Here is a 13,396-nt window from a genome sequence, read left to right as displayed (position 1 = left end):
TCAGGCCGTACTCCGTATTCATGTTGTCCCACCTAGCAGAAAATTTCAACCTTGTGCAGTTAAAGTTGTAACGGGATTGAAACATGTGTATCGGCATGAGCCGGAGATGCGCAACCCTTGAAGGGATCGCGCCGACAGGGAGGGTGGTTTGACGCAGCAGAGAATCCTGATCATCGACGACGACTCGGACATCGTTACGACCGTCAAAGCCAATCTGGAGCTCGACGGTTTCATGGTGCTGAGCGCAACGGACGGGGCCTCCGGGCTTGCAGCCGTGCAGGCGAACGCGCCCGACCTTGTGCTTCTGGATCTGGGCCTGCCTGATATCGACGGGATCAAGGTCTGCCAGACCTTACGGCGTGACAGCGAGGTGCCGGTCATCATGCTCTCGGCCCGGGACACCGTCGCGGACAAGCTCCTGGGGCTGGAATGCGGGGCCGACGATTATCTGGTCAAACCCTTCAACGCCCTGGAACTCTCGGCCCGCATCAGGACCGTGCTGCGCAGGATCAGGCGCAGCGAAACGGCTACTGCGCAACGTAACGGAAATATCATTCTGGATTACCGTTCCCATGAGGCCACGATCCAGGGCCGCCAGGTGCGTCTGACCCGGACCGAGTTCTCGCTGCTTGAACTCTTCGTCGCCCATCCCGGGGAGACCCTGACCCGCGATTTCATCCAGAGCCAGAACTGGGGCGATTCCAAGCTCTATTCCCACAGCCGGGCAGTGGATGTGCATGTGCAGCGCCTGCGTAAAAAGATCGAGGAGAATCCCCAGGCTCCGCGCATCATCCTGACCGTGGCCGGAGTCGGCTACAGATTCGAACCCAATCCGTAACGGGCGTCCTGCGGCAGTTGCGCCGCGAAGCAGGGGGAGAGTTGTTGGCGCGAGGCCGCTGGTGCGGCAGTCGATCAAGGAGGCCGGTGCAGGAGTTTACCGGTTTGCTGAGGAATTTTGGGCAAAAAAAAGCCCGTCAGGTGACGGGCTTCATCGCGATCGTAGTGTTCAGCTTAGTAGCGTGAACGGCTATCGGAGCGGCTTTCACGGGGCTGCGCTTCGTTGACCTTCAGGTTGCGGCCCTGACAGTCGGTTCCGTTCAGCGCCTGGATGGACTTGCGTGCGCCTTCATCGTCCATTTCCACGAAGCCGAAGCCGCGTGAACGACCGGTTTCGCGGTCTTCGATGACATGGGCAGAGCTGACCTGACCATACTGGGAAAACATGGCATGCAGATCAGCATCAGTGGTCGACCAGGACAAATTTCCAACATAGATGTTCTTAGACAAGACAGTAACTCCAAAGAAAAAAAAGTAAAAAGAAAAACTCTGTTCCTGCTGGAAACAGTTACCGGCAGGATTGCGGAATAATGAAATTGGATTCGATTTTGAATTCAGATTTTCATTTCCGCCAAAGTCAGCAGTCACTAGGTGGGCTGGATTTTAATGTCAACGCTTATTATTTTTATTTTTGACGGAAACCAGTGCTTCATGGCGAAAAATAAATTCAACAGGCTTGAATAGAACATCTATTTATTTTTAAATTATTTTGCGCCCATTTTTCGGACACGGGCCGTTCGGGTCCGAAACGGCCCGCCGTTTTCCGTTCAGGGGCGATCGCGCCGGGCATCCGTGCTTTTTTCGGAGCGCGCTCATTCTTTTGTTGCGGGCAGGGTGAAGGTGAAGACGCTGCCGCCGCCGGGGTTGTCCTCGACCCAGATGCGTCCCCCGTGGGCGCGCACGATCTGGCTGCAGATGGCGAGGCCCAGCCCGGTTCCTCCAGGCTTTCCACCTGTGCCGGACGAGGGCGCGGTGTGGAATTTCTTGAAAATGGCTTGCCTGTCGCCAGGAGGAATGCCCGGGCCCTGGTCCCGGACCAGGATGCGGATCTCTCCGCCCTCGTTCTGAAGGGTAAAACTGATGACCCCGCCATCGGGGGAATATTTGATGGCGTTGTCGGTCAGGTTGACGATAACCTGCTCGATGCGCTCCACATCCGCCAGGGCGATCATGGGACCGCTTGAAAGGAGGCCGAGGCGCAGTCCGCGCTCTTCCGCCAGCGGGCTCATGATTTCGACGATCTCTCCCACCAGTTCGGTCATGTCCGCCGGTCCGAAGTTCCAGTCGATCTTTTCCGCCTCGATGCGGGTGATGTCGAAGATGTCCGTGACCAGATGCGTGAGGCGGCTCACGTTCTTGTCCATGATGTGCAGATAGTCCTGCCTGTCGGCGGAGGTCTCCGTGCGCCTGAGATAATCGAGTCCTCCTCGGATGGAGGTCAGGGGGGAGCGCAGTTCGTGCGACATGGTGGCCAGAAATTCGCTCTTCAGGCGGTCCAGGGTCTTGAGTTCCTCATTGGCCAGGGCCAGTTCGCTGGTCGCGTTCTGCACCTCTTCCTCCAGCCGGTTGCGCCCCTCTTCCAGCTTGGCGCTCATGCTGCTCAAGGTCTGGCCCACGCGGTCCATTTCATGGCTGCTGCCGATGCGGATCCGCCCGGGGAAGTGCCCCCGGCTGATGCCGTCGGCCACGGATTCGAGGGTGCCAAGGGGCCTAAGCACCAGGTAGCGGACCAGGAAATACAGGGTCATGACCGTGAGCACGATGAGCGCGAGGGCCGACACGAAGAGCTGCATCTTGCTTCGGCTCAGGGAGTCGAGCACGTTCTGCACGGGCAGGTGAATGCTCAGGCAGCCGCTGACGGTTCCGCTGGTGTAATTCTTGTGGCAGGACAGGCAGGTCTCGTCGACATAGAGGGGGGCCGAATACTGGAACACCGCCTCCCCGTCATGGTCGACAAGTGCATAATATTCCGTGTTTTCCGGCTGGGCGAAGCTCTTTATGGCCGCTGTTTCGAATGCATCCGGCCTGTTTTCGGGATTCATGGGCGCGATGCCCGCCAGCCTGAAGCGGTACAGGTTCTGGCGGTAGGAGTAGAGGGAGAGCTGCTTGGTGACCATGGACGGGGTGAAGCGCTGCATGACGCCGCGATCCGTGGGCAGAAGATCGGTATAGAACGCGCCGCCGCCTTGAGCGCCGGGGGTGTCCTGGCGCAGGAACAGGCCCTGGGTGTCCGAGACCCACTGCCGGGTCAGGATGATCTGGCGGGTCAGGAGGCGGGCCTGGTTGACGACCTGGGTCCAGGCCTGCCGCTCCTCGGCCACGCCCTGCCAGAGAAAGATGATGCCCAGAAGCGGCACCACGATGCCAATGATGGCCGACATGAACTTGAACTGCAAAGAACCACGGAAACCGCGCATGGTTGTCCCTCCCGGGCAGCAGATGAGCCGGAAAGGAGCTTTTCGTCAATATGCAGGCACGGGCAGCGCTGTCGGTACTCTTTTTTTCATGTCGGCGACGAGTGGATTGTCTTGACAGAAAAGTTTGAAACTGATTATTTAGTGACACGATAAAAATTAAAAAAATGTCTTTTAGTTTCTGTTACCGAAAGATCCGGATGCCGGGCAGGGATGATGATGCTTTGAAATCGTCTGGCGTCACCCGAGGAGGAATGCATGTATTTTGAAACAGCCGGAATTGAAGTTTCCTTGTGGCTCCCCCCATTGGCCGCATTTGTCGTGTCTTTTTTCACCTCCATGGGTGGGGTTTCCGGAGCGTTTCTGCTCCTGCCTTTCCAGATGTCCTTTCTTGGGTACACCGCCCCTTCGGTCAGCGCCACGAACCAGCTCTTCAACATCGTGGCCATTCCCAGCGGCGTGTACCGCTATCTCAAGGAAAAGCGCATGGTCTGGCCCCTGACCTGGGTCGTGGTCGTCGGGACCTTGCCGGGAGTCCTTCTGGGGGCCGTGATCCGGGTCTCCTATCTGCCTGACCCAAAAAATTTCAAGGTCTTTGCCGGGTTGGTGCTCGCATACATCGGGTTTCGCATGATCAGGGATCTTTTGAAACACAAGGAGAAAAAGTCGGAGAGCACTTTTCGGCAGTCGGTGAAGGATTCCAGGGGGGGCGCCGCCGCAGGCCAGGTCACGGTCAAGGAATTCTCCATGAAGCGCATCAGTTATGAGTTCTTCGGCGAAACCTACACCTGCTCCACGATGACCATCTTCACGATGAGCCTCGTCGTCGGCGTGGTCGGCGGTGTGTACGGCATCGGAGGCGGCTCCATCATCGCTCCGTTCTTTGTCTCCATCTGCGGATTGCCGGTCTATACGGTCGCGGGGGCGGCGCTCATGGGCACGCTGGTCACGTCCGTGGCCGGGGTGGCCTTCTACCAGTTTCTGGCCGCATTTCATGCCGGCCAGTCCATCGCTCCCGACTGGGGGCTTGGCATTCTTTTCGGCCTGGGCGGAATGTGCGGTATGTATTGCGGGGCCAGAATGCAGAAGCACGTCCCGGCGCGCCTCATCAAGGCCATGCTGTGCGTCATCATCTTGGGCACGGCGCTCAAGTACATGGCGGAGTACTTCGGCTAGACTTCTCCATATCCATATTCTAACTTTCAACCGGTCAAGCACTGTGCGGGTTTGACCGGTTTTTTCGGGAATGGTCCCGCCGAAATTTTTGGCTTGGTGGATCATCAGGAGAGGCACGGCAGCGTGAAGATGCGGCAAAACAATTTTCGAGGAGTGCGATGAGCGTCGAAATTCCTATTCTGGCCGATGCGGTCATGATCTTTGGTTTGTCCTGCGCGGTCATCGTGGCCAGTCACAAGCTGCGCATTCCGACCATCATCGGTTTTCTGCTCACCGGCGTGCTGGCCGGGCCGCATTGCCTTGGCCTGGTGGGGGCGTCGCATGAGGTCGAGATGTTCGCGGAGGTCGGGGTCATCCTGCTCCTGTTCGTCATCGGCCTCGAACTATCCCTGGATGAACTGATCCGGCTCAAGCGTCCGGTCTTTGTCGGCGGTGCGGCCCAGGTCCTGCTGACCATCGCGGTCATGGGGCTGCCGCTGATGTTCTTTGACGTGGGGCTCGGCAAGTCCCTGTTCATCGGATTCCTGGCCGCCCTGTCCAGCACGGCCATCGTGCTCAAGGTGCTGGGAGAGAAGGCGCAACTGGCCGCGCCGCATGGGCGCATCGCGCTTGGGGCGCTCATTTTCCAGGATGTGGCCGTGGTGCCGATGATGCTCCTGGTGCCCGTGCTGGCCGGAGCTTCGGGTAATCCGTGGCTCGCCCTGGGTGAAATGGGACTTAAAGGCGCTTTTGTGGCCGGGGTCATTTTCATCGGCGCTCGCAAGGTCGTGCCGCTGGTCCTGGGCGCGGTCATCCGCACCCGCAGCCGGGAACTTTTTCTCATGACCACGCTCGGGCTGTGCTTCGCCATTGCCCTGCTGACGTCCACGGCAGGGTTGTCCCTCTCTCTGGGGGCTTTCCTGGCCGGGCTGATCATGAGCGAGTCCGAATACAGCCATTCGGCTCTGGAAGGGGTGCTGCCGTTTCGCGATGTTTTCACCAGCGTCTTTTTCGTGTCCATCGGCATGCTGCTGGACCCCGCCTTTGTGGCCACGCACCTGCCGCAGGTCATGGGCCTGACCCTGGCCGCGCTGCTGGCCAAGACGCTGCTGGCCGCGGCCGCAGGTCGCATCCTGGGCTATCCCCTGCATGTGTCCATTCTGGGCGGATTGTGCCTGTGCCAGATCGGCGAATTCTCCTTTGTCCTGGCCGGGGTGGGCATGGGGCACAATCTGCTCAGCGCCATGGAATACCAATACTTTTTGGCCGTCGCCATCGTGACCATGGCGCTCACGCCCTTTCTCATCGCAGGCGTGCCTTCCATCTCCGGCCGACTGGCCCGCCTTCTGCCCGTGGGCATGAGTCTCAAGGCGCAGAAGGATGCGGACACGGACCTGTCCGATCATCTCATCATCGCCGGCTTTGGCCTGGGCGGGCATCATCTGGCCAGGGCGGCCCGGGCTTCCGGAATCCGTTATGTCATTCTGGAAATGAACCCGGACACGGTGCGGCGCGAACGCGACAAGGGCGAGCCCATTCTTTTCGGTGACGCTTCCCAGGTGGCAGTGCTGGAGCACATCAACGTCTCCAAAGCCCGCATTCTGGCCGTGGTCATCTCCGACCCGGCCGCCATCGGGCGCATCGTGGCCACGGCCAGGTTCCAGAACCCGGCTCTGCACATCGTGGTGCGTACGCGTTTTGTCAGCGAGATCGAGCCGCTGCTGCAAATGGGGGCGCAAGAGGTGGTGGCCGAGGAATACGAGACCTCCGTGGAGATGTTCATTCGCGTCCTGTCTACATATCTGGTACCACGAGGCGATATCGAGCGATTCGTGCGCGAGATCCGGGCAGAGGGCTACGGAATGCTGCGCCGGCCCATGCTCAATACCGCCGATGCCTGCAATCTGGGCGGGGTCTGTTCTTCCTTCGGCGCGACGGTGCTGAGGGTAGTTCCGGGTGCGTTCGTCGAGGGCAAAAGTCTGATAGAGTCGCGTTTGCGCAAGGAACACGGTCTGACCGTCGTGGCCGTGCAGCGTGATGGCCGGACTCGGCTGAATCCCGATCCGCAATGGATTTTTGAAGCAGGAGACCGCGTGCATGTCTTTGGCGAGCAGGATTTGATTTCGCGCAAAGCCGTGCTATTCATCGGAGAAGAAGGCGAGTCCTGGAATGGATTATAACGATGGGGTGAAGACATGTTCCTCGTTGAGATGATGCGCAGACTGATTTCTCAAGTCCAGGTCTGCCCCAGTTGCGGGCACAGGCAGCCGGTGCGATCCGGGGAGAAGCGCAGGGAGCGCTGCGAGAAGTGCGGAGCCCCTTTGCCTCCTGCCAAGGACAAGGGGTAGCGTGCAGGGCATTTGAAATTTGAAATTTCAAATCTGAAATTCGGCAGAGGAGTTGAATCCATCGACGCGAAAAACGCGCCCCAGGCATGTGCCCGGAGCGCGTTTTCCGCGTTTTTGATTTGGATTCAGGCGGAGGCTACCATCGCCAGCCCGGGTCGATGCTCAGGTCTTCGGGCGCGGTGATTTTGAGGTCCAGGGAGATGGCCAGTTCCTTGCCGGGCGCGATGGTGCTGTTCCAGGCCAGGATTTCCGAATTGTCCTCTTGCAGGGGCTCAGGCTTGGCCGTGAGTTCGATGGTGATGCGCTCGTCGCGCGGCAGGGGACGCGGCTCCTCGATGCGCACCTGCGCCGAGCGGTCGGCGGCGTTGCGCACGGTCATGGTCCACTGTCGCAGGAAGGTCTGTTTTTGCTTGAACAGGCCTTTCTCGCCCGTCTTCTTGTCGCTTAAGGTCGTGGTGCAGGTTACGAGCGGGTCCGTGCCGAAAAACATGGTCGCCTCCCGTCCGGAGAGGGAGAACTGGCGCTGGTCGACCATGGCCCCGTCGATGAAGAAGAAGGCCATGCCGGGAGGCAGCTCCTTGGGCTCGGTGAATTCGGCCGTGGCCTGCAAAAAGGCCTTGGAGTCGAGGCTGGGTCGGAGCAGGTGTACGAAGTCGGCCGGCCAGGCGCCCTGCTCGATCTCGAATATGCGGGTCTCGCCAGCCGGAACCGATTTCTGTCCCATGTCCCAGGCGGCGTAGGTGCTGTGCCGGACCTGCACCGGCTCGGGTGGCGCGGACTCGAACATTTCTTCTTTGGCCGCGTCGGAACGCATGGCCATCATAGGCGCGCCGGCCATGGATTTGCGGAAGACCTGCAGGGGACCAATTTCCCAAGGCGGCAGGGTTGATGGCTCGGATTGCATTTCCGGCTGCATGGTGGCCAGGTGCAGCCTGATGTCGTTCCAGTCCTGCCCCGAGCGTTGCCAGACCTTGGCCTGCCAGAAAAAGTCGATGTTGCCGCGGGCCGGCGAGGCTTCCAGGCGGTAGAGCGGAGCCCAGCCGCAGTCGCGCAGGGTGTAGGCGTAGGTCAGCTCTTTTGGCGCGGGCCCGGCGACCAGGACGCGCACTTCCCAGACCGTGCGGCCCTGGCCCACCGCGTCCGCTATTTCTTTTTCCACCCAGGCGATCTTGGTGTTCAGCTCTTCAAGGCTGGCTTCCAGACTCTGGGCGCGGGCGGAATCTTCGCGCAGAGCCTTGCCCATTTCCCCCGCCAGTTCGCGCAGGGAGGCCACGGTCTTTTCAGCGGGCAGGCTCTGGGCCTTCCAGAAAGCCATGCGCCCGCGCACGCCCTCGAGTTCGGACAGCACTTCGCCGCGCTCGGCTTTCAAAGCCTTCAGACTCTGGTTGAGCGGCTCGATGGCGCTTTGGTTCTGCTCGCGCCGCGTCTTCCAGCTCAGGTCCGCGATGGTGCCGCTGCCTGCCAGGCGGCCGAAGCGAAGGCTGGCCGGGTCGGCCTGTCCGGGCAGGATCAGGCTGCAGGCCGAAAGACCCGCCTCTCCCGCCTCCGGCGTCACGGCCGAGACCTCTTCGACCTGGGCGGAATCCGGAAAGAGGGTCACCTGAGTCGGCGCGGCCCAGGCCCAGCAGGGAAAGAGAAGCATGATCGCGGTCAGAATTCTGTTCATGTGTCCTCCTGTGGAACAAAAAGGCCAGCCCGAAGGCTGGCCGTGGTCTTACTCTTCCTGGCTCGGGTCGAATCCGAGCTGCTTGATGAAGCCCATGCCGCCTTGCAGGTTGACCGGTTCCAAGAACCCGGCATGCCGCAGGATGACCTGGGATTCGTACGATCTGCCGCCCGTATTACACAGCAGCACGATTTTCTTGTCTCTAGGGATCTCGTCCAGTCTGCCCCGGATTTGTCCCTGGGGGATGTTTTTCCAGAAATCCGGGTGCTTGTTTACAAACGGCTCGGCGTTGCCCCATTCGCGGGTGTCGATGCACAGTAGGTTCTCGCTGGCGCGGTTCTCCCAGAGCTTGGCGAATTCCGTCGGCTGGATGGAGACGTTTCTGCCCACCAGCATGTTTTCGGCGGTGTTGGCCGCGGCATTCAAGACGTCCATGGCTGAGCCGAAAGGCGGTGCGTAGGCCATTTCCAGGCTGGACACGTCGCGCAGGGTCGGGCGGAACTTGAGGATGGCGGCCATGGTGTCGATGCGGCCCTTGAGGGAATCGCCGTTCTGGCAGGCGCCCTGCAGTCCAAGGACCCGGCCGGAGCGGCGCTCGACCACGATTTCCAGGCTGACCATGTCGCGCTTGGGATAGAAATGGGAGTGGTCGCTCATGATGACGTGGGCGCTGAAGGCGTCAAAACCCTCGCGCAGGGCCACGGGCAGGGACAGGCCGGTGCCCGAGAAGGCCAGGTCGAAGAGCTTGATGATATAGGTGCCGACCACGCCGTCGAAGGTTTCCCTGCCTCCGGCCACGTTGGTGCCGATGATGCGCCCCTGGCTGTTGGCCAGGGAACCAAGGGGGAAGTAGCCGATTTTGCCCGTGACGATGTTCTCGACGACCACGCAGTCCCCGCCGGCGTAGATGTCCGGGTCCGAGGTCTGCATGGTCTTGGAGACGATGATGCCGCCGCGCTCGGAACAGGACAGTCCGGCTTCCCGTGCGAGGATATCATTGGGAATGACGCCGACAGCCAGAATGACCAGATCGGCGTCGATGGCGCCCTTGTTGGTGACCACGCGCGTGACTTTGCCGTCTTCTCCCTCGATGGCCTGCACCATTTCCGACGTGCGGACCGTGACGTCGCTCTCCGCGAGGTGCTTTTCGGCGATGGTGGCCATGGCCTTGCTCATGAAGCCGGGCATGATCTGATCCGCCACTTCGATGACCGTGGTCTCGATACCCCACATGTCGGCAAAGGATTCCGCCATCTCCAGGCCGATGAAGCCTCCTCCCACGATGACGGCCGAGCCGACGCTGCCCGACGCAACCTTTTCCTTGATGCGGATGGCTTCGCCCAGGGTGCTGACGGTGAAGACGTTGTCCAACTCGCGTCCGGGGATGGGCAGTTTGCGGGGGGTGCTGCCCATGCCCAGGACCAGCTTGTCGTAGGGCAGCGTGGTCTGGGTGCCGTCCTTGGCCTGGACCAGCACGGTCTTGGCCTTGCGGTCGATGGACAGCGCCCTGGTTTCGGTCATGACTTTGAAATCCTTGCAATCCTGGAAGAACTGCTCGTCACGGACCATGTGAAAGCTCGTTTCCTGCAATTGCTGGTGATCGCTGACGTCTCCCGATACATAGTAGGGGATTCCGCAGCCGCCGTAGGAGATGAGTTTGCTGGCGTCCACCAGGGTAACTTCGGCATCAGGCGCCACGCGTTTGATGCGACATGCGGCCTTGGGGCCAAGGGCCACGCCGCCGATGACAACGACTTTGAGAGACATGAAAACTCCTTGAAATTAAATATGTTGATAGTAAAAAATAGGAGCTGTTTTGGAAAAAACATGCTTTGGGTAATATATTTCGTCCGGGAGCGGTAGTGGAAAAATGCATTGGGACCGGCATGTCGGGCCGACATGTCGGGCCGGCATGCGACCGCGCGACATGTCATGGATCACGAGCAGGATTGAGACTTGCTTTTAGCGAACGCGGCATTAATAGTTCCCCGGCAGCGGGGTCGGTCCCGGGCAGCGGGGGCGGTCCCCGGTCGAAAGAAGGCGCTTTTCGGGCAGTGTTGCCTGGAACCCGGACCTGCGATGCTGGATGAATCAATTACGAGGAGAGACAATGGCTGAAACCATCGATGATATTTCCATAGACTGGACCGATGAAGAAGGGGTCCAGAAAGTACGGGAACTGAAAAAGGAAGTGTTGACCCGCGGAGCATGGTCGACGCTCATGTTCGCCTATCAGGAAGTGGGCCGCGGCGAAGAGGAGTTTGGGCCGGTCAAGTTCAGGGTCGGGCGTTATCAGAAGCGCAACGGCCGTTTTTCGCCGCATTCCAAGTTCAATATCTCCTCGGTCAAGCAGGCCAAGCAGGTTGTGCAGATTCTGCAGGCCTGGATCGACGAATACGGTGAAGATGAGTAGGGCCGGAGTGTGTCATGACCGAACCATTTGAGGTTCCGGGTTCAGATCCCGACATCATGGTCGAGGACCAGTTGCAGGAGCCCAGGCAGTTTAAGGTATTGCTGCATAACGACGATTATACGTCCATGGATTTTGTCGTGGAAGTGCTTATGAATGTCTTTGGCAAATCCGAATCCGAGTCGTTTGCCATTATGATGAGTGTTCACGAGAAAGGGATTGGCCTGTGCGGAATCTACACGGCCGAGGTCGCGGAAACCAAGGTGCAGCTTGTGCATCAGATGGCCAGAGCCCGGTCTTTTCCCCTGCGCTGCTCCATGGAAGAGGTGTAAATGCTGAGTAAGGAGTTGGAAAGAATCATTGGCAATGCTGTGCGCGAGGTCAAACTGCGCCAGCACGAGTTTTTGACCCTCGAGCATCTGCTTTACAGCTACACGCTCGACACCCACGGTCAAAGCCTGCTTGCCGGTTGCGGCATCGATCTGGAGCGTCTGCGCAAGCAGCTGGCTCAATTTTTCATCGATCATCTTGATGTAAGCCCCCGTCCCGAGCACGAGATCGTGCAGACGGTCAGCGTGCAGCGGGCCATGCAGCGGGCCATCCTGCACATTCAGTCCTCGGGCAAGAACCAGGTCGAGGCCGGTGATTTTCTGGCCGCCATGCTCGAAGAGGAGGACGCCTTTGCCGTCTATTACCTCAAGGCCCAAGGTCTGACACGGCTGGCGGTGATCGAGTACATTTCCCATCAGGTTCCCGACGGGGCCGTGGCCGGCGAGGCCGAAACCAGGGATGGCGGCAAGCAGAGCGCTCTGGATAAATATACGGTGGATCTGGTGGCCCGGGCGCTGGAAGGCAGGATCGATCCCCTGGTCGGCCGCGACGAGGAGCTCAAACGCACCCTGCAGGTTCTGGCCCGGCGCAAGAAGAACAATCCCATCTTCGTCGGTGACCCCGGCGTAGGCAAGACCGCCGTGGCCGAGGGCCTGGCGCTCAAGATCGCGCGCGGCGAGGTGCCGGAGCAGTTTGCCGAGGCTCGTATCTTCGCCTTGGACATGGGCAGCCTCCTGGCCGGGACCAAGTACCGTGGCGACTTCGAGGCCCGCCTCAAGGGCGTCATCTCGGAGCTCAAATCCATGGACGGGGCCATCCTGTGCATCGACGAGATCCACACCATTGTCGGCGCGGGCTCGACCAGCGGCGGGTCCATGGACGCCTCCAATATCTTGAAGCCCGTGCTGGCCTCGGGCGAACTGCGCTGCATCGGCTCCACCACCTACGAGGAATACAAGAACCATTTCGAGAAGGACCGCGCCCTGTCCCGGCGCTTCCAGAAAATCGACATCGTCGAGCCCTCCGTGGCCGAGAGCGAGAAGATCCTCATGGGCCTTCGGCCCTATTACGAGGATTTTCACGGGGTGAAGTATCAGCCCTCGGCCATCTCCGCCGCCGTGGAGCTTTCCGCCCGGCACATCAACGACCGTTTTTTGCCGGACAAGGCCATCGACGTCATCGACGAGGCCGGAGCCATCTTTGTTCTCTCCGGGGAAAAGAAACGGCGCAAGTCCGTGACCCGGCGCGACATCGAGGAAGTGGTGGCGCGCATGGCGCGTATTCCCAGTGCCCGCGTCAGCGCTTCGGACCGTGACCGTCTGGCCGGCCTCGAATACGAGCTCGGCTCCAAGGTCTTCGGACAGAAGGAGGCGGTGGCGCAACTGGCCCAGGCCATCAAGCGCTCCCGCGCGGGCCTTGGCAACGCGGAGCGGCCCCTGGGCTCCTTCCTGTTGAGCGGCCCCACGGGCGTGGGCAAGACCGAGCTGGCCAAGCAGTTGGCCAGTTGCCTGGATGTGGCCTTCGTGCGCTTCGACATGAGCGAGTACATGGAGAAGCACGCCGTGGCCCGGCTCATCGGAGCGCCTCCCGGCTATGTCGGCTTCGAGCAGGGCGGCCTTTTGACCGACGCCATCCGCAAGACTCCGCACTGCGTGCTGCTCCTCGACGAAATCGAGAAGGCGCACATGGACATGTTCTCCATCCTGTTGCAGGTCATGGACCATGCGACCCTGACGGACAACAACGGCCGCAAGTCCGATTTCCGCAACGTGATCCTGCTCATGACCTCCAATGCGGGCGCCCGCGAGATGAGCGGCAACGCCATCGGCTTCAAGGCCGGGGCCGAGGAGGACAGAGGGCTGCGCGGGCTGGCCGCCATCGAAAAGCTCTTCAGCCCGGAATTCCGCAACCGGCTCGACGCCATCATTCCTTTCCATTCCCTGACCCAGGACATCATGGAAAAGATAGTGGACAAGTTCATGGGCGAACTGGGTGTCCAGCTCGCAGCCAAGAACGTGACTCTGGAGCTCTCGCCCGAGGCCCGTGCCTGGCTGGCCAAAAAGGGCTTTGACCCCGCGTTCGGGGCCAGACCGCTGGGGCGGCTGATCCAGAAGGAAATCAAGGACGAACTGGCCGGCAGGATTCTGTTCGGAGAACTCGCCGGCGGCGGAAGCGTGCGTATCGGATTGACGGAGAGCGGGAAGCTGGATTTCACCTTCTCCCTCACGTGATTTTG

The 13,396-nt window shown here is 60.2% G+C and carries 10 protein-coding genes; 6 read left to right on the top strand and 4 right to left on the bottom strand.

Annotated elements, in window-relative coordinates; genetic code table 11:
- The first annotated feature begins 148 nt into the window (after positions 1 to 148).
- Positions 149 to 838, top strand: coding sequence for a response regulator (locus DBAC_RS10485; RefSeq protein ID WP_015774271.1), 690 nt, complete (start codon positions 149 to 151; stop codon positions 836 to 838).
- A 173-nt stretch (positions 839 to 1,011) separates the two neighbouring features.
- On the opposite strand, the gene rbp is transcribed toward DBAC_RS10485, so the two are convergent.
- Both rbp and DBAC_RS10475 read right to left on the bottom strand, forming a co-directional pair.
- The gene (gene rbp / locus DBAC_RS10480) at positions 1,012 to 1,287 is read right to left on the bottom strand and encodes an RNA-binding regulator (RefSeq protein WP_015774269.1); all 276 of its coding nucleotides are present in this window, start codon (positions 1,285 to 1,287) and stop codon (positions 1,012 to 1,014) included.
- Between the two features lie 362 nt (positions 1,288 to 1,649).
- Positions 1,650 to 3,254 (bottom strand): ATP-binding protein, encoded by a 1,605-nt coding sequence (locus DBAC_RS10475; protein WP_015774268.1) that lies wholly within the window; start codon positions 3,252 to 3,254, stop codon positions 1,650 to 1,652.
- A 255-nt stretch (positions 3,255 to 3,509) separates the two neighbouring features.
- Here DBAC_RS10475 and DBAC_RS10470 point away from each other — a divergent pair, with 255 nt between their 5' ends.
- Together DBAC_RS10470 and DBAC_RS10465 are read left to right on the top strand one after the other, a co-directional pair.
- Entirely contained in the window at positions 3,510 to 4,427 is a 918-nt protein-coding gene (locus tag DBAC_RS10470) for a sulfite exporter TauE/SafE family protein (RefSeq protein WP_015774267.1), read from the top strand.
- A 158-nt stretch (positions 4,428 to 4,585) separates the two neighbouring features.
- Positions 4,586 to 6,586: a monovalent cation:proton antiporter family protein gene (locus DBAC_RS10465; RefSeq protein WP_015774266.1), complete on the top strand. Its 2,001-nt coding sequence runs from the start codon at positions 4,586 to 4,588 to the stop codon at positions 6,584 to 6,586.
- A 304-nt stretch (positions 6,587 to 6,890) separates the two neighbouring features.
- Here DBAC_RS10465 and DBAC_RS10460 read toward each other — a convergent pair whose 3' ends face one another.
- Positions 6,891 to 8,420, bottom strand: coding sequence for a DUF4139 domain-containing protein (locus tag DBAC_RS10460; protein ID WP_015774265.1), 1,530 nt, complete (start codon positions 8,418 to 8,420; stop codon positions 6,891 to 6,893).
- A 48-nt stretch (positions 8,421 to 8,468) separates the two neighbouring features.
- A complete protein-coding gene (locus DBAC_RS10455; protein ID WP_015774264.1) occupies positions 8,469 to 10,187 on the bottom strand; it encodes an FAD-dependent oxidoreductase in 1,719 nt (572 codons plus the stop codon).
- A gap of 343 nt (positions 10,188 to 10,530) precedes the next feature.
- Here DBAC_RS10455 and DBAC_RS10450 point away from each other — a divergent pair, with 343 nt between their 5' ends.
- Genes DBAC_RS10450 through clpA form a run of 3 tightly spaced genes read left to right on the top strand, consistent with a single transcriptional unit; the run spans position 10,531 to position 13,391 of the window.
- Positions 10,531 to 10,833 carry a hypothetical protein gene (locus DBAC_RS10450; RefSeq protein ID WP_015774263.1) on the top strand — a complete coding sequence of 101 codons (303 nt, stop codon included), beginning with the start codon at positions 10,531 to 10,533 and terminating at the stop codon, positions 10,831 to 10,833.
- Positions 10,834 to 10,847: 14 nt separating this feature from the next.
- Complete coding sequence (locus DBAC_RS10445; RefSeq protein ID WP_015774262.1) at positions 10,848 to 11,162, top strand: ATP-dependent Clp protease adaptor ClpS; 315 nt, start codon at positions 10,848 to 10,850, stop codon at positions 11,160 to 11,162.
- Entirely contained in the window at positions 11,163 to 13,391 is a 2,229-nt protein-coding gene (gene clpA, locus DBAC_RS10440; RefSeq protein ID WP_015774261.1) for an ATP-dependent Clp protease ATP-binding subunit ClpA, read from the top strand.
- Positions 13,392 to 13,396: the final 5 nt, after the last annotated feature.

The organism is Desulfomicrobium baculatum DSM 4028 (assembly GCF_000023225.1).
Taxonomy (GTDB): Bacteria; Desulfobacterota; Desulfovibrionia; order Desulfovibrionales; family Desulfomicrobiaceae; genus Desulfomicrobium; species Desulfomicrobium baculatum.
The sequence above is the reverse complement of the archived record's forward strand: the minus strand, read 5'-3'. Positions and strand labels throughout refer to the sequence as shown.